The organism is Jannaschia seohaensis, from assembly GCF_900116765.1.
Classification (GTDB): Bacteria; Pseudomonadota; Alphaproteobacteria; order Rhodobacterales; family Rhodobacteraceae; genus Jannaschia; species Jannaschia seohaensis.
Window position 1 is genome coordinate 606074 of record NZ_UETC01000002.1, and the last position, 20631, is coordinate 626704.

A 20631-nucleotide genomic window follows, 5' to 3' on the forward strand; every position below is an offset into this window, starting at 1 on the left:
TAGGGGCGCGCCCGGCAACGGGCGCGCCCTTTGCTTGTCAGCCGATCTTCGAGCCGACCAGGATCACCGGTTTGGCCCCGTAGAAGTTCGGGATGTCCTCCAGAAGCGGCCCGGCGGCGGCCATGGCAGCATCCATCGCTGCCTGGTCCGCAAACACCACAGTTGCGATCGCGTGGAAGTCCGGCGCGCCTCCATCACCGCTGGCGACGCCCCTGGTGATGAGACCGTCCGCCATGTGCGGCCCCCAATGCTCGCCTACCATCGGCAGGTGAGTCCCCGTGTAATAGTCCATATCGAATGTAACTCCGTCCCCTGTCGGGTAGAGCACTTGTACCGTGACCGTCATGTTTGCCTCTCTTCTTCGTACCGGCGAGGCTACCACGAACCGCCAGAACGCCATGCCTGAAAACGCTTCTCCGGCGCGCGCCAATAATGCTTAGCGATCCGGTCCCGCCGCGTCCGGCCTCACATGCGTTAACACTCTGGTAACACTGAACTTCGCGAATCGTCGCGTCATACCGGGGCAAGTGTTAATTTCTAGCCAAGGGGGCTCAGACAAAAGGAGTCATCTTGCCATGTCCTATCTTACCTCCATCTCCGGCGTGATCGGCTCGGCCAATGCGCAGCCTGGCCCGGCGCCGTCACCGACCCTAGTCTCGCAGGCCAATGCGCGAACGGCCCCTCCGGCCACCACGACGGCGCCCGCCGACATGGGCGCGACGGCCCCTGGCGAGATCACGCAAACCGCCTCCCGGATGCCCCAGGTCACGGGCGCGCGCTCCGTCAACGCCAGTTCCGCCGCGCGCCAATAATGCTTAGCGATCCGGTCCCGCCGCGTCCGGCCTCACATGCGTTAACACTCTGGTAACACTGAACTTCGCGAATCGTCGCGTCATACCGGGGCAAGTGTTAATTTCTAGCCAAGGGGGCTCAGACAAAAGGAGTCATCTTGCCATGTCCTATCTTACCTCCATCTCCGGCGTGATCGGCTCGGCCAATGCGCAGCCTGGCCCGGCGCCGTCACCGACCCTAGTCTCGCAGGCCAATGCGCGAACGGCCCCTCCGGCCACCACGACGGCGCCCGCCGACATGGGCGCGACGGCCCCTGGCGAGATCACGCAAACCGCCTCCCGGATGCCCCAGGTCACGGGCGCGCGCTCCGTCAACGCCAGTTCCGCCGCGCGCCCCGGCGGCGATGGCCAAGCGGGGCTCCCCCGGCCGGATGCCGAGCGGGACGATATCGCCAAGCGCGAAGAAGAGGCGGCGCTGCGCGAACTGCTCCAGAAGGAGCTCCTGTCCCGTATCCCGGTCCCGGTCCAAGCCATTCCGAAACTGGCGGGCGACCTCGAACAGGTCCGCGCCATCGGGGAGAAGGACGGAACCCACCCCGCCAACGACCCGACCCGCCCCACCGATCCGGCGGCCTGAACGTGGCTCAGGCGCCGAAGCGCGCCCTGAGATCTGTCTTCAGCACCTTGCCATAGGCGTTCTTCGGCAAGGCCTCGACGAAAGCATAGCGGCGGGGCAGCTTGAACCCGGCGATCCGCGCCCGACAATGGGCGTCCAGCGTGGCCTCCGACGCGGTGCCAACGATCACAGCCATCACCCGCTCGCCCCACTCGGCGTCCGGCACCCCGATCACGCTCGCCTCCGAGACATCGGGATGGGTCAGAAGCGCCTCCTCCACCTCCCGCGGATAGACATTATGTCCGCCGGAGATGATCAGATCCTTGGACCGGTCCACCAGCGTCAGATAGCCGCCCTCCAGGCGCCCCACATCCCCGGTGCGCAGCCAGCCGTCCCGCAGCGTCTCCGCGCTGGCCTGCGGGTTGCGCCAATAGCCCGGCATGACCGGCAAGCCGCGCACCAGGATCTCTCCCGCCGCGCCCGGTTCCGCCTCTACCGCGACCTCGACGACCGATTGCGCGCGCCCGACCGAGCCCGCCCGCGCGGCCCAGCCCGGCGCCACCCGATCCGCGATCTCGTCCCGGGACAGCGCCGTGATCGCCATCGGACATTCGCCCTGCCCGTAGATCTGGACGAATTTCGGTCCGAACCAGTCCAGCGCCGCCTCCAGATCCGCCAGATACATCGGCCCGCCGCCATAGACGATGGTGCGGATGCCGTCGCCCCTGTCGCCCGCCGCCCGTGCCGCCCCCAGCAGCCGATGCACCATGGTCGGGGCGAGGAACATGGACGCGCGCCCGACCTCGGCGGTCAGGCGCAGAAGCTCCGCCGGGTCAAAGCCGCCCACCGGCACCACATGCCGCGCCCCCGCCAGCAGGTGCGGCAGCGCATAGAGCCCCGCTCCGTGTGACATCGGGCCGGCATAGACCGCCGCGTCCTCCGCCGAGAGAGGATCGACGTCGACGGGATAAGCCAGCGCCATGGCGGTCAGCATCCCATGGGTGATGCAGACGCCCTTCGGCCGCCCCGTCGTGCCCGACGTGTAGAATAGCCAGGCCAGATCGTCCGACCCGCGCGAGACCAGCGGCAGCGGCTCGCCCATCGGGAGCGCACCGATCTCGACCGCGCCCGCCCGTCCCTCCGGCCGGTCCGTCACCAGAAGGGCCGCGCCGCTATTCTCCAGGATCCAGTTCAGTTCCGCCGCATGCAGCCGCGCGTTCACGGGCACCGCCGCTGCCCCGGCCCACCAGATGCCGAGCAGCGCCACCAGATAGTCCGGCGCATTCTTGGCCCAGATCGCGACGCGGTCGCCTGGGCTCACGCCGCGCGCGGCCAGCGCGCCAGCCAAACGCGCCGCCCGGTCGGCCCAAACGGCGTGATCCGCCACGCAGGTCGCCCCCAGATGCAACGCGGGGGCACGGGGTCTACGCGCCGCGGCCCGCTCCAACCAGACGGCAAGGTTCATGGCACTCCTCCTCACGGGACAGAGTCCGGATCCGCCGAGCCGGGATCAAGTGCTTTCCCTGCGTCTCGGCCTGCGGTAGTCAGCGCTTCAAACGGGGCAACGAGGACGCCATGAGCAAAGACCACGACAGCGACGTCGCCTTCATCCGGGCCTTGGCCGAGCTTTTGCGTGAGAACGACCTCACCGAACTTCAGGTCAAGCGTGACTATGGCGAGGACGACAGCCTCAATGTCCGCGTCTCCCGCCAGACCGTCCTTGCACCCGCCCCGGCCCCGGCCCCCGTTCCACAGATGACCCCGCCGCCCCCCCCTCCGACGCCGCATGCGCCCGGCACGCCCAATGCGCAGCCCCCCGGCGGCGGCGACCCGGCGCTGGATCCGGGTGCGGTAACCTCGCCCATGGTCGGCACGGCCTATCTGTCGCCCGAGCCGGGCGCCGCCCCCTTCGTCTCCATCGGCGACACCGTCTCCGAAGGGCAAACCCTGCTCATCGTCGAGGCGATGAAGACCATGAACCAGATCCCCTCCCCCCGCGCAGGCACCGTCAAACGCATCCTCGTCGAGGATGGAGCCCCGGTCGAATATGGCGCGCCGCTGGTGATCCTGGCCTGATGTTCAACAAGATCCTCATCGCCAATCGCGGCGAGATCGCGCTCCGGGTGGTGCGTGCCGCGCGTGAGATGGGCGTGTCGACCGTCGCCGTCCACTCCACCGCCGATGCCGACGCCATGCATGTGCGCATGGCCGACGAGTCGATCTGCATCGGCCCCGCCCCCAGCACACAGAGCTACCTGAACATCCCGGCCATCATCTCCGCCTGCGAGATCTCGGGCGCGGAAGCGGTGCATCCCGGCTATGGCTTCCTCTCCGAGAACGCCGCCTTCGTGCAGGTGCTAGAGGATCACGGGATCACCTTCATCGGCCCCACGGCGGAACATATCCGCATCATGGGCGACAAGATCACCGCCAAGGACACGATGAAGAAGCTGGGCGTGCCTTGCGTGCCCGGCTCGGACGGCGGCGTCCCCGATCTCGACACGGCCCGCGACGTGGCCAAGGAGGCGGGCTACCCGGTCATCGTCAAGGCCACGGCCGGCGGCGGCGGGCGCGGGATGAAGCTCGCCAAGTCCGAGGCCGAGCTTGAGACAGCCTTCCGCACCGCCCGCTCCGAGGCCAAGGCCGCTTTCGGCAATGACGAGGTCTATATCGAGAAATATCTCGGTCGACCGCGGCATATCGAAGTGCAGATCTTCGGCGACGGCAAAGGCCGTGCGGTGCATCTGGGCGAGCGGGATTGCTCGCTCCAGCGCCGCCACCAGAAGGTCTTCGAGGAGGCCCCGGGCCCCTGCATCACGCCCGAGATGCGCGCCGAGATCGGCGCCACCTGCGCTGAGGCCGTCGCGCGCATAGGCTATGCCGGCGCGGGCACCATCGAGTTCCTCTACGAAGACGGCGAATTCTTCTTCATCGAGATGAACACCCGCCTCCAGGTCGAGCACCCGGTGACCGAAGCGATCTTCGGCGTGGACCTCGTGCGCGAGCAGATCCGCGTCGCGGCGGGTCTGCCGATGTCCTTCCAGCAGGAGGACCTCAAGATCAACGGCCACGCCATCGAGGTCAGGATCAACGCCGAGAAGCTGCCGAACTTCTCCCCCTCCCCGGGCAAGATCACGCAGTATCATGCGCCGGGGGGTCTGGGTGTGAGGATCGACAGCGCGCTCTATGACGGCTACCGAATCCCGCCTTATTACGACTCACTCATCGGCAAGCTGATCGTCCACGGCCGCGACCGGGACGAGGCGCTGGCGCGGCTCAAGCGCTCTCTCGGGGAATTGATCGTGGACGGGGTCGACACCACCCTGCCGCTCTTCGAAGCGCTGGTGGAGGAACCCGCGATCCGCTCCGGCGACTACACGATCCACTGGCTGGAGCGGTGGCTGGAGCGCAACCTCGGCTGAAGGACCAGACTTTTCATTGAAAAGTCTGTCAAAAATCTTCGTTGAAGATTTTGGCCCCGACCGCGGCAACCGCGCCCTTCCTTCGTGGACACGCGGCGTCTAGGTAGGGTCCATGCCCCGCGACACGCCCGAGCTGAGCGCCGAGACACTGCTGATGGCCTATGCCAGCGGCGTCTTCCCCATGGCCGAGGCACGGGAGGACGACGCGATCTTTTGGGTCGATCCCAAGCTGCGCGGCATCATGCCGCTGGACGGCTTTCACCTGTCCCGCAGCCTGGCGCGCACGATCCGGCAGGAGCGCTTTCTGGTCACCGTCGACGAGGCCTTCGACCGGGTCGTCGAGGGCTGCGCCGGACGGGAGGAGACATGGATCAACCAGCCGATCGCCCGGCTCTATGGCCAGTTGCACCGCTTGGGCTTTGCCCATTCCATCGAGATCTGGGACGGGGAAGACCTCGCCGGCGGTCTCTATGGCGTGGCGATGGGCGCGGCCTTCTTCGGCGAGTCGATGTTCTCGCGCCGCCGCGACGCCTCCAAGGTGGCGCTGGCCTGGACGGTCGCCATGCTGCGCCTGGGCGGCTTCCGCCTGTTCGACACGCAGTTCCTGACTGACCACCTGGCCTCGCTCGGCGGGAAGGAGATAGCGCGCGAAACCTACCACGCGCGCTTGCGTCAGGCGCTGGCGCTGCCGGCGGCGCTTCCCGCTGAGGTACCGGATGCGGAAACCGTGCTCGCCCTGCTCAGGGCAAATCGGTGAGGCAGCGCAAGATCCAGACGTCATAGCGCCGGTGCTCCAACGCGTTCAGCGCCGGAGAGGACGCGACCATCCAGCCCGCGAACAGCTCTTCCACGGCGCGGGCATCAACGATCTGGATCAGGGCGAACGCATCGCCCGCCGGGTTGACGGACGGGTAGCGGCATTCGTGCAGCGTCACTTGCAGCGGCCCGTAGGCCATGGTCTGGCCGATCGCCATCTCGACATCGATCACCTCGCCCGAAACCTTGTCGAGCGTGCGCAGCACCGCGCCCGGGCCTTCGCCGGTGCGCACGGCGTCCTGCGCCTGCGCCGTCCCGGCCAGAAGGACGGCCGTCAGAACGGCACGGATCACTCGGGGCTCCAGGCCTCGTAGTCGCGCTGCGGGGTCACGTCCGCGCGGCGGATCGAGCCCTTTCGAAGGAACGCGCCCTCCGATCCGGTGAGATTCGGCTGATGGGGTTTTTCCCAGGGCTTGTGGGCGATGGGCATCTCGGTGGGCGGCTGCTTGAACGTGTGGTGCAGCCAGCCATACCAGTCCGGTCCGACCCGGGTGGCGTCGTTCGAGCCGTCATAGATCACCCAGCGCCGCGTGTCGTCGGCGTTGCGGTAATAGACATTCCCCTCCGCATCCTCGCCAACCTTGGTGCCGTAGCGGTTGGTGAAGAGTTGCGTGCCGATGGACGTCCCGTCCCACCAGGCGACAAGACGTTTGAGCAGGCTGGCCATTGCGTCCTCCGAAGGTCTGTCTCTCTTCCCTACACCGCCGCCCCGCGTGGTCAAGGCGACAGCGCGGCGCGGCGGGCTTAGAGCCCCAGCGCCGCGCGCGTCTCGGGCGTCCAACCCAGATGCAGCGCCCCGCCGGACTCCACCACGGGGCGCTTGATCAGCGCCGGATGGGCGACCATCAGCGCGACCGGCTCCTCCGCCCGCTCCGCCTCGGACAGGCCGCGCCAAGTGGTCGAGCGGGTGTTCAGCAGGCCGGCCCCCAGCGACTCACGCCAGCGCGCCACCTCCGCCGCATCGGGCGGCGTCTCTCGCAAATCCCGAAGCACTGCCTCTTTTCCAGCCTTTTGCAGAGCCTTTAGAGCCTTGCGGCATGTGTCGCATGCCTTCAATCCATTCAGAACGATCATAATCTTCGCCCATTCCCCTAGGTCAGCTCAGTTCCCCTTGACCTGCGTTCAGCAACATATAGCTGAAAGACGTGTCCGTCGGTCATGCAGGTTCCTAACCCTAGGGGCTTACGCGCACCACCACCGCCGCGATACTGCGGGCGGGACGATCTACTTCGAGGAGACACGGTCATGGCCACTGGCACCGTGAAATGGTTTAACACCACAAAGGGATACGGCTTCATCGCACCCGACGATGGCGGAAAGGACATTTTTGTCCACATCTCCGCGGTCGAACGCGCCGGATTGACCGGCCTGCGGGACAATCAGAAAGTCGAATACGAAATGCGCGAAGGCCGTGATGGCCGCTCGTCCGCCTCCGACCTGGTCGCTCTGGACTGAGCCCCTGACGGAATGCCGCCCGGCCATTACAGACCGGGCGGTGCCTAGGACGCCTGCCCTCGCAGGCGTCTTTTGTTTCCGGAGTCCGGCCTACTTCGTCATCCGGCCGCCGGACAGGATGACTGGATCGACGGCAATCACATCGACAAGGCCCGAATCCGAGAAACCAAGCGTCTCGCAAAGCCTGGCCGATGCGGCGTTGCCTTCACGAATGCCCGTCCCGAAATGCGTGACACGCGCGCGCTCCGAGATGTCCACCAGGGCTTTCGCGCCGAGATGCTTGGCAACACCATGTCCGCGCCACGCCTCCGCGGTCGAGAGCATGCCCCACCAGACGTGGCCCTCATGGGGAGTTCCGGGCGGGGTCTGCGCCACGGCGGCGGCGGCGCCGGCGACATCTCCGGCCTCGGTCTCGGCATAGAGACACACGGCCGGGCAGACATCGCCGAGAAGGAAGCTGGCTGACGGGAGCAGGACGCCGCAGGATTGGGTCAGCGCGTCGAGCCGGTCGTAGACCTCGTCCGTTGTCTCCGGTCCGACGCGCGCGACAGAAAGTCCGTCCGGCAGGGCGTGACCGGCGAGAAACCGCTCCGCAACGGCCACGGCGGAGGCATCGGCGGTCCAGTGGTGATAGGTATCGACCACCAGACCGGCCCGCTCGATCCCGGTGATACGCGCTTGCGCGACCTCGGGCGTCAGCCGGTCGGAAGGCCCGACCCCTTGGAGCCGCGCCAGCGCGATCTGGAGACCGACCGCCTCGGCGCTCCGATCCGCCAAGGCCACGGCGCGCCCATGACAGGAATATCTCGGATCCCCCGATACGATCTGCCAGAGCGCGTCCGCCCGGGCTTCCAGAGCCTGCTGGGCGGGAGTTCCAAAATAGCGGTTCGCCTGCTCGCCCGTCCGATCCGATGCGACCATCCGTCCCCGTTCTCCCAACAAAACCGATGCGCCATGGCATCGAGGCCCCCCGCTCGGCGGCGCCGAGCAAGCGGGTCTTGCTACTCGGCCCACTCCCACGGACGGGTGTAATTGCCCATGACGGCGATCACCTCCCGTTCCTCGACCTCACCGGTCTTCTCAAGCCGCGCCACCAACCCGCGACGCTTGTCCTCGACCACCTCGGCGACCCGCGCCGCCACGCCCGCATCGGCCAGCGCCGCGTCATAGATGCGGGTAATCGCCCGTTTGCGCAGATCGGGCTTGAAGACCTTGCCGACGGCCGTCTTGGGCAGTTCCGTCAGGATCTCCACATGCTTGGGCCGGGCGGCGCGCTCATGGACATGGCTCTCGCAATGCTTGACCAATTCCTCGGGCGTCGCCGAGGCTCCGGCGACCAGTTCCACATAGGCGCAAGGAAGCTCGCCCGCGAAGGCGTCGGGCTGGCCGATCGCGCCCGCCATGGCGACGGCCGGATGGCCCGCCAGGGCCTCCTCGATTTCGGCGGGGTCGATATTGTGGCCGCCGCGAATGATCAGGTCCTTGGCGCGGCCCGTGATCCAGAGATAGCCATCCCCATCGACCCGCCCCAGATCGCCGGTGCGCAGATAGGTGCGGTTTCCGACCGTGTAATAGAGATCCTTATTCTTCTCCGTCTCGGTATAGGTCCGCCCCGCGTAGACGCCGGGACTCGAGACGCAGATCTCGCCGACCTCGTCGATGCCGCATTCGCGCGGACCGTCGCCATTGCCGATCAGGATCTTCACATCCGTATGCATGAAGGGAATGCCGACGGAGCCGATCTTCTTTTCGCCCTCGACCGGGTTGCAGGAGACGAGACAGGTCGCCTCCGTCAGACCATAGCCCTCGACCACGGTCACGCCCGTCTCCTTCTCGAACCGCTTGAACAGCTCGACCGGCAGCGGCGAGGAGCCGGAAAACGCCGTCTTGACCGTCGAGACATCCGCATCGACCTTGCGCTGCATGAGCGCCGACATGGCGGTGGGCACCGTGATGATGAAGGTCACGCCCCAGCGCTCGACCAGCTTCCAGAAATTGTCGAACACTCCCTCGCCGCGATAGCCCTGCGGCGTCGGAAAGACGACATGGGCACCCGACGCGACCATCGCCATCAGGATGACGTGGCAGGCGAAGACGTGGAACAGCGGCAGCGGGCAGATCACCACGTCCTTCTCGGTGAAGAGCAGGCGATGCCCGATCCAGCCGTTATAGATCATGCCGGAATAGGTGTGCTGCGCGACCTTGGGCATCCCGGTGGTCCCGCCGGTGTGGAAATAGGCGGCGACCCGATCCTCGGTCGCGTCCGGGAAGTCCAGCGCATCTGCCCGCTGCTTGGCCACCTCAGCCGACCAGCTCAGCACACGGGCCTTGTGGCGGATCTCGAGCTTGGGACGGATCAGCGGCACGATGAACTTCTTGAGCCCGGTCAGATAGCGGTGGAGGTCCACCTCGAGGACGGTCTGGACATTCGGGGCCAACTCGACCGCCTTCGCCACTTTCTGCGCCACGTCGGTCTTGGGGAAGGCGCGCAGGGTCACGACGACCTTGGCGTTGGTCTCGCGCAGGATGGAGCCGATCTGTTCGGCATCGAGCAGCGGATTGATCGGGTTCACGATGCCAGCGACGGCCCCGCCCATAAGGACGGTCGCCGACTCCATCGCGTTGGGCAGGACATAGGCGACGCTGTCGCCCTCCTGCACGCCGAGCTTGCGGAAGAGGTTCGCGGCCTGGGTGACCTTGCCCTTGAACTGGGACCAGGTAAGCGTCTCGGCCGGATCTGTGGGCCCGGAGAAGAGCTGATAGGACACCGCCGGACGGTCACCATGCTTGGCCGCGGTCTTCGACAGGAGCTCATAGACGGTCTTGGCCGGTTGGACATTCTCCCAAGGCTCCGCGGCCTGGATATCGAGAATGTCCTGTCTGTTCCGAAACGTCATGAAGTCCTCCCCTGGGCCATCCCACGACCCTTCCCGCCGCAGGTTCGCGCGTATGTGAGGATCGCACAAGGCGAACGCAAGCGAGACGCTACGGCGCGACCGCGCGGAGCCGCTCAGACGGCGTGGGCAGTCACGACATGGATGCGCGCAGGAACGCGGACGCGGCCCTCGGAGTCCTGCCCGCGATAGGTCTCGACCAGCGCGGCCTCGATCCGGGCCAAGTCGCTATCGCTCACCTCCAGGCCCCGAAGCATCATACCGACATTCAGAGTCAGAACGAGGGCCGCCACCTGCTCCGGCGGGCCAGGGGGCAGCAGGAGCAGGTCATGCGTCTCGACCCGGGGGGCCCATCCCCCGCTCTCCAACTGTTCCAGCAGGCCCGAGGGGTCGCCGAAGCGCATCGGCCCCGGCCCCAGGGGATCGGGCCGAGGGATGTCCGGCACGATGCCGTCGACGATGGCACGAGGGACGGAGAACCACGGATTGTCGGGCGGCGTTCCCCAGACCGTCGCGGCCAACCGCCCGCCCTTGCGCGTCGCGCGGCGCAGATTGGCAAAGGCGGCGGGGCCGTCCTCGAAGAACATGATCCCGAAATTCGAGAGCACCGCGTCGAAGATCCCCGGCGCGAAGTCATGTCGGCCCGCATCCCCCTCGATCAACGCGACCTCGTCGCCCACCCGCTCCCGCGCGCGGGCGAGCAATGGCGGGGCGATGTCGATCCCGGTGACTTGACCGTCGGGCCCCACCTTTTGTTTGATGAGGGGCAGCGTCGGCCCCGTCCCGCAGCCTACATCCAACACGGCCTCGCCCGGGCGCAACGCCGCAGCGCCGAAAAGCGCGTCGAAGATCTGGGCGAACGCGACCTCCACATCGGGCGCCGTCGCGAGCCACCTCTTGGCCATCTCGTCCCAGTCCATGGCACCCTCCCCAGTTAGGCTTGGGGCGACGATACCTTGCCTGGACCGCCCGACCAAGCATGGCGAGCCTCCGGTCGGCCATGGCGGCCTATTCGGCGGCCAGGCCGTCCGTGAACTGGAGACGGGCGAGGCGGGCATAGAGACCGCCCTGCGCGACCAGTTGGTCATGGGTGCCCTCGGCCGCGATGCGGCCATCCTGCATCACGATGATCCGGTCGGCTTGCTTCACCGTCGCCAGGCGGTGCGCCACGATGATGGTCGTCCGCCCCTCGGCCAGCCGCGCGACCGCGTCCTGAACGGCCCGCTCGCTCTCGGCGTCGAGGGCGCTCGTGGCCTCGTCCAGCAGCAGGATCGGCGCGTCCCGCAGGATCGCGCGGGCGATGGCGATGCGCTGCTTCTGGCCGCCCGAGAGCATCACGCCCCGCTCGCCGACATAGGTATCGTAGCCATCCGGCAGCGCGGTCAGGAAGTCATGCGCCGCCGCCGCCCGCGCGGCGGCCTCCACCTGCGCGTCGGTCGCGTCGGAATTGCCGAAGCGGATATTCTCGCGCGCCGAGGCGGCGAAGATCACCGGATCCTGCGGCACCAGCGCCATGCGCGCCCGGAAGGCATCGCGCGCCAGGTCGCGCAGATCGGTGCCGCCGAGGGTGATGCGGCCCCCATCCGGGTCGTAGAAGCGTTGCAGCAACTGGATCATCGTGGACTTGCCCGCCCCGGACGGTCCGACCAGCGCCACCGTCTCACCCGGCTGGACGGTCAACGACACGCCCTCCAGCGCCGCCACCTCGGGGCGCTGCGGATAGCGGAAGGTGACGTTCTCGAACGCGATCTCCTCGCCCGCGGGCAGGGGCGCGGGCGTCTCGGGATCGCGCACATTGTCCTCGGCGTCGAGCAGCTCGACCAGCCGCTCGGTCGCGCCCGCCGCGCGCTGCAACTCGCCCCAGAGCTCGGAGAGGGCGGCGACCGATCCCGCGACGAGGATCGCGTAGATCAGGAACTGGATCAGCTCACCGATGGTCATGATCTCGGCGCGCACGTCCCGCGCCCCGATCCAGAGCACGCCGACGATCCCCACGAAGGTCAAGGAGATCACGATCACCGTCATGATCGCCCGCACCCGGATGCGCGTGCGCGCCGAGCGGAACGATTCCTCGGTGACGTCATGGAAGCGGCTCGCAGCCTCGCGCTCGAAGGTATAGGCCTGCACGGTCTGCGCCGAGAGCAGCCATTCCGACGCCTTGCCGGAACTCTCCGCGATCCAATCCTGGTTCTGACGGCTCAGCTTGCGCAGCCGCCGCCCGAGCACGATGATCGGGACGATGACGGCGGGCACGATCAGCAGGACAAGCCCCGACAGCTTGGGCGCCGTCCACAGCATCAGTGCCAATCCTCCGCAGAAGATCAGCATGTTACGCAGCGCGACCGACACCGAAGAGCTGATGACCGACAACAGAAGCGTCGTATCCGTGGTGATCCGGCTCAGCACCTCTCCGGTCAGGATGCCGTCGTAGAAGTCGGGCGACATGCGGATCATGCGGTCGAACACGGCGGTCCGGATGTCGGCGATCACCCGCTCCCCTAGCCGGGTGACCAGGTAGTAGCGGAGCCCCGTCCCCAGCGCCAAAGCGCCGGCGATAATGAGCGCGGCGGCAAAATACTGGTCCAAAAGCTCGGCCGTGCCGGTCTGGAACCCATCGACCACGCGGCGCACCGCAAGCGGCAAGATCAGCGAGATCCCGGCCGTCACCACCAGCGCGGCCAGCGCCGCGATCACCATCCCGAGATGGGGGCGGAAGAACGGCACGAGGGCGCGCAAGCTCCCGATCCGCTTCGATCCCGCGCGATCTGCCTGCTTGGCAATCTCGGCCATGTCCTTCTCCGTCTCGTCGCGCGATGGGCGTAGCCGGGGGGGGGCCACTGTGCAACCGGGCAAAGCGTCCGGGCACGCCGGCATTGACGCCGCGCGGTCCAGCGGCGACGGTCGAGAATGGCCCCCTCGCAATGGATGTACGAGACCGTGTCGGACATCGTCGATATCACAACACTGGTCTTCTATGGCATCGTCTGCACGTTTCTGGCCGCGTTTTCGCCTCCGCGCGCCTCGATCTGGCTCCGCTCCGCCATCGGAGGCATGGTGGGGATCGGCGCCGCCTTTTGCCTGCCTTGGATCCGCACGACCCTGGGCGTCTGACCCTATTTGCGCAGCTTCCACCCCGTGCGGAAGATGATCCAGATCGCGCCCAGGCAGAGCGCCAGGAACACCAGGATCATCGCCAGGGACACGCCCACCGCCACATCCGCCTGACCGAAGAAGGACCAGCGGAATCCCGACACGAGATAGACCACCGGGTTGAACAGCGAGACCGTCTGCCAGGCCGGCGGCAGCATCGTGATCGAGTAGAAGGACCCGCCCAGGAACACCAGCGGCGTGATCACCAACAGCGGCACCAACTGCAACTGGTCGAAATTCTCCGCCCAGATGCCGATGATGAAGCCCAGAAGCGCGAAGCTGAGACAGGTCAGCACCAGAAAGGCCGCCATCCAGAGCGGATGCGCGATGCTCAGGTCGACGAAGAAGAAAGCCGTGCCGAGGATGACCAGCCCGATGAACAACGCCTTGGTCGCCGCCGCCCCGACATAGCCCAGGGTCACTTCGAAGAACGACATCGGCGCCGACAGCACCTCGTCCAGCGTACCGATGAATTTCGGGAAGTAGATGCCGAATGCGGCCGCCGAGGTGGCCTGCGTCAGCACAGTCAGCATGATGAGCCCCGGCACGATGAAGGCCCCGTAAGGCACGCCCTCCACCTCTTCGATACGCGACCCGATCGCCGCGCCGAAAACAACGAAATAGAGCGAGGTCGACAGCACCGGCGAGATCAGCGACTGCCCGATGCTGCGGAGCGCGCGTGACATTTCAAAGAAATAGATCGCGCGGATGGCGGTCAGGTTCATCGGGCCTCTCCGGTCTCGGCGGCGTTCGTCAGCCCGACGAATATCTCTTCCAGCGAGGATTGCCGGGTGGTCACGTCGGTCACCCGGACGCCGGTGGCGAGCAGGTCCGAGAGCAGGCGCGTAAGCCCCGTCCGCTCGGCCCGGGAGTCAAAGACATAGGTCACGGCATAGCCGTCCTCAGACAAGGTCAGGCCATGCTCGGCCAGGGTGCCGGGCAGCGTCTTTATCGGATCGGCAAGGGTCACTGTCATCTCCTTGCGGCCCATTCGGGCCATCAGCGCGGCGGTCTCCTCGACCAGACGGATGCGGCCCCGGTCGATCACCGCGACCCGGTCGGCGATGGCCTCCGCCTCTTCGATGTAATGCGTGGTCAGGATGATGGTGACGCCCTGGGCCTTCAGATCGGCCACCACCTCCCACATGCCGCGGCGCAACTCCACGTCGACACCCGCCGTGGGCTCGTCGAGGAACAGGACGCGCGGCTCGTGGCTGAGCGCCTTGGCGATCAGCACCCGCCGTTTCATGCCCCCCGAAAGCGCCATATTGGGCGTGCCGGCCTTGTCGCCCAGCGACAGGCTGTCGAGCACCCGCTGGATCAGCGCCGGGTCGTGCGGCTTGCCGAAGAGTCCGCGAGAGAAGGCGACGGTCTTGGCCACCATCTCGAAGGGCTCCAGCTTCACCTCCTGCGGGACGAGGCCGATCAGATCGCGGGCGCGCCGCCAATCCGTCTGGGTGTCGTGCCCGCCGACGGTGATCGTGCCCGAGGTCGGCCGGGTGATCCCGCAGATCGACGAGATCAGCGTCGTCTTGCCCGCCCCGTTCGGGCCGAGAAGGGCGAGAATTTCCCCCTCCCGAATGTCCAGATCCACGCCGCTGAGCGCCTCGAACCCATCATCGTAGCGCTTGACGAGATCGCGGATCGTCACGATGGGCTCTGGCATGGGCGGCTCCTTTCGCGATCGACTTAGCGGACGGCTCCCCGTGCGAAAGCCGCATAAACGCACATGGCTGTGTTCAGGGAAAAGTCCCGCGAAAGCTCTGCGCGGGCGGGGGAAGCCGACCCCGCGACATCAGCCTGCACGACCGAGGCTGGAGCCGAGGCATCTCTTTCAAATCAGTATCTTGTTTCGGGAAAAGCGTGTATCCAGTGGTGGAAAGTCCGATTGGAGTGTTGGAGCGGGCGGCGGGAACCGAACCCGCGTCATCAGCTTGGAAGACAGACGCTCATACCCAGTTTTTATTACTGTATTCAAAGTTTTGCCTCATGGCGGGCAATGACTTTGTCGGCAGTCTGTCGGAACTGATTTTTTGGAGCGGGCGGCGGGAATCGAACCCGCGTCATCAGCTTGGAAGGCTGAGGTCTTACCACTACACAACGCCCGCGCTCGAAGCATGTCACTATTCGAGCGCTCGCGGAGCGTCAAGTCCAAGGCCTTCCCACCCGGCGAAGCTCGTGGCTCTTCCGTGCGAGCTGGGGTTCAGGGGAGTAGATGCGGAGGAGCAGGAGGCCGCGGATATCGGGGGGTGTCCGGATCGGCCTTCAGGGGCTGACCGCTCCGCGACGGGATTTCATATAGTAAGCTGGGTCAGCGACTGTCCCCGGCGGAGAGGGGTCATGTCGGAGAGCACCACGACTCGTGGCTCGATCTGGCGAAGAACGGGGTCTAGGTGGACCGGTGGACGCGTCGGGGCGCGCTGGGCTGCGCATGCAAATGGCGGCGCATACATTTGGCGCCGGATCGTGGGCATGCATGCCCGCCAAAGCGGCGGACGTCCGGTGCAACTGCCAGCAGCAGGCCGTCTTTGCGATCGCACTGGTCTCGCAAAACCGAGCAGCAAGTCAGTTCGCGACGCGGCTGAGCTCCTGTCGTTGTCTTGCGGCTCTCCTCGTGGTCTGGAGCTGTCGTCTGTCGTTATTGATGCCCATGCCCCGGCGACAGTGCGCTTCGTCCCGATCGGATTGGAGAGAGTGAATGCCTGATCTCGTCACGCCATGGCGCAGCGTCGCCGCCGCCTTCGCCCTGAACGGCGTGCTGCTGGGCTGTTGGGCCTCGCGGGTCCCGGCGATCACCGCGGATTTCGGCCTCGACGAGAGCGCGCTCGGACTGCTGCTGCTGGTCATGGGGATCGGCGCGCTGGTCTCGTTTCCCGTCGCGGGCAAGCTCGCCGATCGGTTCGGCGCGGTGCGGGTCACCCGCTGGATCGCGCTCGTCTATCTTGTCTCCATCGCGCTGGTCGGACTGGCGCCGGCGGTGCCGACGCTCGCACTGGCGCTGTTCCTCTTCGGCATGTGCCATGGCGCCATGGACGTCGCGATGAACTCGTGGGGCGCCGAGGTGGAGCGGCATATGGGTCGGTCAGTCATGTCGTCCTTCCACGCGATGTGGAGCCTCGGCGCGGGGCTTGGGGCCGCGGGCGGCTTCGTCGCCGCGAGCCTTGCCGCCCCGGTCTCGCTCCATTTCGTCTTGGCGGCGGGTCTGGCGGCGCTGCTGCTCGGGCCGTTCCTGCGGATCGACTGGATCTCCCGGACGGCGATGGGCGGTGCGGGCGACCCCGTCTTCGCCTTCCCGCGCGGCGCGCTGATCGTCGTTGGTCTGATCGCGCTTGGCGCGGGCCTCGGCGAAGGGGCCGCGGTCGACTGGAGCGCGGTCTTTCTCGCCGACGTTCTCGGCGCCGCCGAGGCGCACGCGACGCTGGGATATGCGGCCTTCTCGGTCACGATGGTCGCGATGCGACTCTGTGTCGACCGGCTGATCACAGGGTACGGGCCGCAGCGCGTGGCTCTGACGAGCGGGGTGCTGGCGGCATCCGGCTACATGCTCTGCGCCGTGGCGTGGACACTGCCCGTGGCGCTTGGCAGCTTCGTGCTGATGGGCATGGGCTATGCGGCCGTGATCCCGCTGGCGTTCAGCCGCGCGGCTGCCGATCCCGTGGTCCCGGCTGGCCAGGCCATCGCCTCGGTCGCCACGCTGGGTTATGGCGCGATGCTGATGGGACCACCGGCGATCGGGTTCATCGCTGACGCCAGTTCGCTGCGAGTATCCTTCGCGCTTGTGGGCCTTTTTGCATTGCTGATCGCTGTTCTGTCACCGGTGCTCGGGCGCGCTCGCCCGACGACACAGGTTGGCTGAAGCGACAAGATGCGCCGCGCCGGCCGCTTGAGCGGCACGATCACGGCGGCGGACGGCAGTCGTTGCGGCAGATTTAAAGGAAGCTTCATCGCCGTCCGGCCCTGGTGGGGCGTCATCGACCCTCGCTCAGCAGTGCGGGACGAAAGTGCCAAGCCTTGGCCACCGCCTCAACCGATGCGACCGGCCCAGAGCCGCCGTTCGACAGCGCGACTGTCGCTGCGCCGCGGCTTCTCCGAAGCGGTCATTTGGACGCGGACGCAGCACGCAGGGCTCATGGAGGTCCGCAATGCGGACGAAGCGGACATTGCAGCCCGAACGATCGATGGCAGCTTTCGACTTACAGCAGATGCTGCCATAAGCCCCCCCGTCGGATAGCCGGCATTCGCTGCTCCGGGCGGACAGAGATTACCGCTGTACCGGTCTACAGTTTTGAGACAGCGAACTGGGCTTATGCGGCGCTTTGCATGTTCGTGGTTTGTTCTCGCCTGATGTCGGCTGGTGGTCGATGGCCGTGGCGCTCTATGAGCCACTGCTCGTTGTAGGTATTCTGGAACGCGAGCAGGGCGTGGCGCAGCTCCTCGATGTTGTCGAACCAGCGGACCCAAAGCAGGTTCTCCTTCAGCGTCCGGATGAAGCGCTCGGCACAGCCGTTGCCTTCGGGGGCACGTACGAAGGCCGGGGAACTCTCGGCGCCGAGGAAACGGAGCTCGCGCTGGAAGTCTCGGCTCATGTACTGGCTGCCGTGATCGTGGCGGATCTTCAGGCCCTTCGCGACATCCTTGCCGACCGCCCCGAAGCTGCGGCGGACGCCTTGGCGGATCGGCTCCAGCGCCTCGTGGCGCGTGGCCTGCGCGCTGGCATGGATGCCCATGCATTCCGCGGAACAATGGTCGACGGCGATAAAGACGGCGGTTTGGCCCTCGCCGGTGGCGACAGCGGTCATATCGGTCCCCCACATCTCGTCCACGCGGTCCGTCGTGATCGTGCCGTCATGGGCGCGCGGGCCGCGTGGCGCCCCAGAGCGCTGATGCGCCAGAAGGCCATGGTCCCGCATGATGCGCAGCACGCGGCGCGGGCTCGTTCGGATCCCGGCATGGCGCAGCCTCGCCCAGAGCTTTCGATAGCCCTCGCCGTGGAACGGGCTGGCAGCCAGCAGCGCCCGGATGCGCCCAGCCAGATCGGTGTCGGACATCGCGCCTTGTGGCCCTCTGCGCAGCCGGGGAGCATCGGGGCGGTTGGCAGCAGCCAAATGCCGATGGAACGTCGCCCGGCTGACGCGCCAGCATCGGTCCGAGCCGGGCCAGGCCGTAGCGGCGGCGTGCGGAGATCGAGAAGGCCTGGCTCATGTCTTCAACCTCCGATGCCGAAAAGGGGCGCCCGCCTCCAGCCGGTCGATCTTCGCTTCCAGTAACTCGTTGGCCATCGTCATCTGGCCGATCTTTTCGCGCATGGCCCGCAGCTCCCGCTCCCGACCATCCTCGGGCCGGCTCTTCAGCGAGGCCGCGCCCGCTGCCAGGAAGTCGTCCCGCCAGCCGCTCAGAGCGGCCGCGGTGGTGCCCAGCTCACGGCTGACCAACTCGAGGTCCTCGCCGCGCAGGACCCGCAAGACGGCCTCCTGTTTGCGCTGCGCCGACATGCGCCGCTGACGCGGCGCGGCGGGCTCGCCTCCGCCAGCGTGATGGGCGCGCTCCGGCAAGCCCGCCCCCGTGCTCCGTTCGTCCGTCATGGCTCCTCCTTGCGGGAGCCGCATAAAGCCAGATCTAGTGTCTCAAGAAACCGTACACCGGGGGACCGCCGGCACAGATGAACCCATTCTTGAAAGGGCATGGGGCCCTCGAATCTTGTCGGTATCTTCTGGTACGTTCTTGTCTTTGCGGCCAAAATGAAACTCCAGGTTATCGAAAGCCAGATCGGGACAGAGTTCGGTGTCATCCTTCCGCTTCGGCGAATTCATCCTCGCGCCGGACGAGCGCAAGCTGACCCGCGATGGGATCGAATTGCCTTTGGGCGCCAGGGCTTTCGACATGCTGTGCTTCATGGTCGCGAACCGACACCGCGTAGCGACCAAAGCAGAGATACTCGATGACGTCTGGCCGGACATCGCGGTTGAGGAAAGCAACCTAACCGTTCAGGTCTCGGCCCTGCGAAAGGTGCTCGGACCAAAGGCGCTGGCAACGATACCTGGGCGGGGCTACCAGTTCGTGCTCACTGTAGAAGAGTACACGCCTGTCCCTGTGCCTGCCCCTGACACCGGCAAACGCGAAACCGCGGTCCCCAGGGTCCTTGTGCTCCCCTTCACCAACACCTCAAGCGATCCCGATCAGGAATATTTCTCCGACGGGATCACCGAAGACATCATCACGGATCTCTCCAAGGTAGCGGCCCTGTCCGTGGTCGCCCGCAACACGGCCTTCACCTTCAAGGGACGCGCCGTGGATGTCGCGCAGACGGCCCGGGATATGAACCTGACCCATGTGGTCGAGGGCAGCGTGCGCAAATCCGGCAATCGCATCCGCATAAACGCCCAGCTAGTCGAAGGCGCGGCCGGGCATCCGGTCTGGGCGGAACGCTTCGACCGCGACCTGACCGACATCTTCGATCTTCAGGATCAGATCACCGAGGCCATTGTTGCTGCGCTCAAGGTCAGGCTTGTACCGTCCGAACGGAGGGCGATCCAGTCGCGGCCGACCGACAACCCCGAAGCGTATGAGCTTTATCTCCAGGCGCGCTATCACCATACGCGTCTGGACAGACAGAATTTCGCTATTGCCAGCCGCCTTGCGCAACAGGCGCTTGAAATCGACCCTGAGTACGACCTGGCATGGGCGCTTCTGGCCATCAGCCAGACCGGGCTTTTCGGGCTTTCGGCTTCGGCCGAGCATGGCCTCCAAGCGGCGGAACGTGCTCTCGCTCTCAATCCGGATTTGTCCGAGGCCCTGGCTGCCAAGGCTTTCGTGCTTGCCGGTCTCGGTCGCTTTGACGAGGCTTTCGAGCTTCACGAACGCTCGCTTCAACTCGATCCGAATTCCTACGATGTTCGCTTTCTCTATGGGAGAACGTGTTTCCAGACCGGACGGCACGAAGAAGCCATTTTACACTGGGAACGCGCGACCGAACTTTCGGAAGCGGATCTGGCGGCCTCCTCCCATGTCGCCATGTGCTACAAGGCAACGGGCCAGCTTGAGAAGGTGCTGGACACCGCCCGCCGCACGCTCGTGCGGGCCGAACGCGTGCTTGCAGAGAATTCGTCAGATTCCTACGCACTGATCACCGGTGTAAGTGCCCTTGCGAAGCTGGGCGACGCCGAACGCACCAAGCAATGGTCCCTGCGGGTCAAGGCCGTTGATCCCGATGATCCAAGCATCGACTACAACATCGCTTGCGCCATGGCGCTGCTCGGTGAAACGGAGACCGCACTCGATACGCTCGAAGACTGCCTGCCGCGGGTCGATGCCGTCACCTTCTCTGTCTGGATTAAACAAGACAACGACCTCGACGCCCTGCGCGATCTTCCTCGCTTCCAGCGCCTCGTGGGCGACCTTAACGCGCGTGCGGCCGCCGCAACGGCGTAACCGCGCTACCCGGCCCCTCGGGGTCGGGCCATCGCAGCGCGTGGCTGCCCTCAACCCAT

The 20631-nt window shown here is 66.4% G+C and carries 20 protein-coding genes, 1 tRNA gene and 1 pseudogene; 9 read left to right on the top strand and 13 right to left on the bottom strand.

Translation table 11 applies throughout. The features are described from left to right. Positions 1-37: 37 nt before the first annotated feature. The gene (locus DTQ71_RS07660; RefSeq protein ID WP_109563673.1) at positions 38-346 is read right to left on the bottom strand and encodes an EthD family reductase; all 309 of its coding nucleotides are present in this window, start codon (positions 344-346) and stop codon (positions 38-40) included. A 229-nt stretch (positions 347-575) separates the two neighbouring features. On the opposite strand from DTQ71_RS07660, the gene DTQ71_RS07665 reads away from it, so the two are divergent. Together DTQ71_RS07665 and DTQ71_RS07670 are read left to right on the top strand one after the other, a co-directional pair. After that, on the top strand, positions 576-812 hold the full coding sequence (locus DTQ71_RS07665) for a hypothetical protein (RefSeq protein ID WP_109563674.1): 237 nt from the start codon (positions 576-578) through the stop codon (positions 810-812). A 142-nt stretch (positions 813-954) separates the two neighbouring features. Next, a complete protein-coding gene (locus DTQ71_RS07670; RefSeq protein WP_109563675.1) occupies positions 955-1428 on the top strand; it encodes a hypothetical protein in 474 nt (157 codons plus the stop codon). A 7-nt stretch (positions 1429-1435) separates the two neighbouring features. On the opposite strand, the gene DTQ71_RS07675 is transcribed toward DTQ71_RS07670, so the two are convergent. Further along, positions 1436-2872 (bottom strand): AMP-binding protein, encoded by a 1437-nt coding sequence (locus DTQ71_RS07675; protein ID WP_109563676.1) that lies wholly within the window; start codon positions 2870-2872, stop codon positions 1436-1438. Between the two features lie 110 nt (positions 2873-2982). On the opposite strand from DTQ71_RS07675, the gene accB reads away from it, so the two are divergent. The 3 genes from accB to aat all read left to right on the top strand — a co-directional run bounded on the left by accB (position 2983) and on the right by aat (position 5586). Then, positions 2983-3483, top strand: a complete 501-nt coding sequence (accB, locus tag DTQ71_RS07680) for an acetyl-CoA carboxylase biotin carboxyl carrier protein (RefSeq protein WP_109563677.1) — start codon at positions 2983-2985, stop codon at positions 3481-3483. Next, positions 3483-4829 (top strand): acetyl-CoA carboxylase biotin carboxylase subunit, encoded by a 1347-nt coding sequence (gene accC / locus DTQ71_RS07685; RefSeq protein ID WP_109563678.1) that lies wholly within the window; start codon positions 3483-3485, stop codon positions 4827-4829. Before accB ends, accC begins: the two co-directional genes overlap by 1 nt. A gap of 112 nt (positions 4830-4941) precedes the next feature. After that, the gene (aat, locus tag DTQ71_RS07690) at positions 4942-5586 is read left to right on the top strand and encodes a leucyl/phenylalanyl-tRNA--protein transferase (protein WP_109563679.1); all 645 of its coding nucleotides are present in this window, start codon (positions 4942-4944) and stop codon (positions 5584-5586) included. Here the strand turns inward: aat and DTQ71_RS07695 are convergent. The 3 genes from DTQ71_RS07695 to DTQ71_RS07705 form a co-directional block, all read right to left on the bottom strand. After that, a complete protein-coding gene (locus tag DTQ71_RS07695; protein ID WP_109563680.1) occupies positions 5570-5938 on the bottom strand; it encodes a DUF2155 domain-containing protein in 369 nt (122 codons plus the stop codon). The genes aat and DTQ71_RS07695 overlap by 17 nt on opposite strands. Then, entirely contained in the window at positions 5935-6312 is a 378-nt protein-coding gene (locus DTQ71_RS07700; protein ID WP_109563681.1) for an NADH:ubiquinone oxidoreductase subunit NDUFA12, read from the bottom strand. Before DTQ71_RS07700 ends, DTQ71_RS07695 begins: the two co-directional genes overlap by 4 nt. Positions 6313-6389: 77 nt before the next feature. Next, positions 6390-6719: an arsenate reductase family protein gene (locus DTQ71_RS07705; RefSeq protein ID WP_342768110.1), complete on the bottom strand. Its 330-nt coding sequence runs from the start codon at positions 6717-6719 to the stop codon at positions 6390-6392. Between the two features lie 171 nt (positions 6720-6890). On the opposite strand from DTQ71_RS07705, the gene DTQ71_RS07710 reads away from it, so the two are divergent. After that, the gene (locus tag DTQ71_RS07710; protein WP_109563682.1) at positions 6891-7100 is read left to right on the top strand and encodes a cold-shock protein; all 210 of its coding nucleotides are present in this window, start codon (positions 6891-6893) and stop codon (positions 7098-7100) included. A gap of 90 nt (positions 7101-7190) precedes the next feature. On the opposite strand, the gene DTQ71_RS07715 is transcribed toward DTQ71_RS07710, so the two are convergent. The 4 genes from DTQ71_RS07715 to DTQ71_RS07730 form a co-directional block, all read right to left on the bottom strand. Beyond that, entirely contained in the window at positions 7191-8021 is an 831-nt protein-coding gene (locus tag DTQ71_RS07715) for a GNAT family N-acetyltransferase (protein ID WP_109563683.1), read from the bottom strand. Positions 8022-8101: 80 nt separating this feature from the next. Continuing rightward, positions 8102-9997, bottom strand: coding sequence for an acyl-CoA synthetase (locus DTQ71_RS07720; protein WP_109563684.1), 1896 nt, complete (start codon positions 9995-9997; stop codon positions 8102-8104). A gap of 113 nt (positions 9998-10110) precedes the next feature. Next, positions 10111-10914: a class I SAM-dependent methyltransferase gene (locus DTQ71_RS07725; RefSeq protein WP_170125334.1), complete on the bottom strand. Its 804-nt coding sequence runs from the start codon at positions 10912-10914 to the stop codon at positions 10111-10113. 88 nt (positions 10915-11002) lie between these two features. Then, the gene (locus DTQ71_RS07730) at positions 11003-12784 is read right to left on the bottom strand and encodes an ABC transporter transmembrane domain-containing protein (protein WP_109563686.1); all 1782 of its coding nucleotides are present in this window, start codon (positions 12782-12784) and stop codon (positions 11003-11005) included. A gap of 117 nt (positions 12785-12901) precedes the next feature. Here DTQ71_RS07730 and DTQ71_RS07735 point away from each other — a divergent pair, with 117 nt between their 5' ends. Continuing rightward, positions 12902-13105 (top strand): hypothetical protein, encoded by a 204-nt coding sequence (locus DTQ71_RS07735; protein WP_146204816.1) that lies wholly within the window; start codon positions 12902-12904, stop codon positions 13103-13105. 2 nt (positions 13106-13107) lie between these two features. Here DTQ71_RS07735 and DTQ71_RS07740 read toward each other — a convergent pair whose 3' ends face one another. The 3 genes from DTQ71_RS07740 to DTQ71_RS07750 all read right to left on the bottom strand — a co-directional run bounded on the left by DTQ71_RS07740 (position 13108) and on the right by DTQ71_RS07750 (position 15252). After that, positions 13108-13869 carry an ABC transporter permease gene (locus tag DTQ71_RS07740; protein WP_109563688.1) on the bottom strand — a complete coding sequence of 254 codons (762 nt, stop codon included), beginning with the start codon at positions 13867-13869 and terminating at the stop codon, positions 13108-13110. After that, entirely contained in the window at positions 13866-14810 is a 945-nt protein-coding gene (locus DTQ71_RS07745) for an ABC transporter ATP-binding protein (RefSeq protein ID WP_109563689.1), read from the bottom strand. The genes DTQ71_RS07740 and DTQ71_RS07745 overlap by 4 nt, the downstream gene beginning before the upstream one ends. 368 nt (positions 14811-15178) lie before the next feature. Beyond that, positions 15179-15252 (bottom strand) — tRNA-Gly (locus DTQ71_RS07750). Positions 15253-15842: 590 nt separating this feature from the next. Between DTQ71_RS07750 and DTQ71_RS07755 the strand changes: the two genes are divergently transcribed. Then, the gene (locus DTQ71_RS07755; protein ID WP_109563690.1) at positions 15843-17000 is read left to right on the top strand and encodes an MFS transporter; all 1158 of its coding nucleotides are present in this window, start codon (positions 15843-15845) and stop codon (positions 16998-17000) included. A 448-nt stretch (positions 17001-17448) separates the two neighbouring features. Here the strand turns inward: DTQ71_RS07755 and DTQ71_RS07760 are convergent. Next, positions 17449-18726, bottom strand: a pseudogene (locus DTQ71_RS07760) (IS3 family transposase). A 199-nt stretch (positions 18727-18925) separates the two neighbouring features. Between DTQ71_RS07760 and DTQ71_RS07765 the strand changes: the two are divergent. Then, positions 18926-20572 carry a winged helix-turn-helix domain-containing tetratricopeptide repeat protein gene (locus tag DTQ71_RS07765; RefSeq protein WP_109563691.1) on the top strand — a complete coding sequence of 549 codons (1647 nt, stop codon included), beginning with the start codon at positions 18926-18928 and terminating at the stop codon, positions 20570-20572. Positions 20573-20631 lie beyond the last annotated feature (59 nt).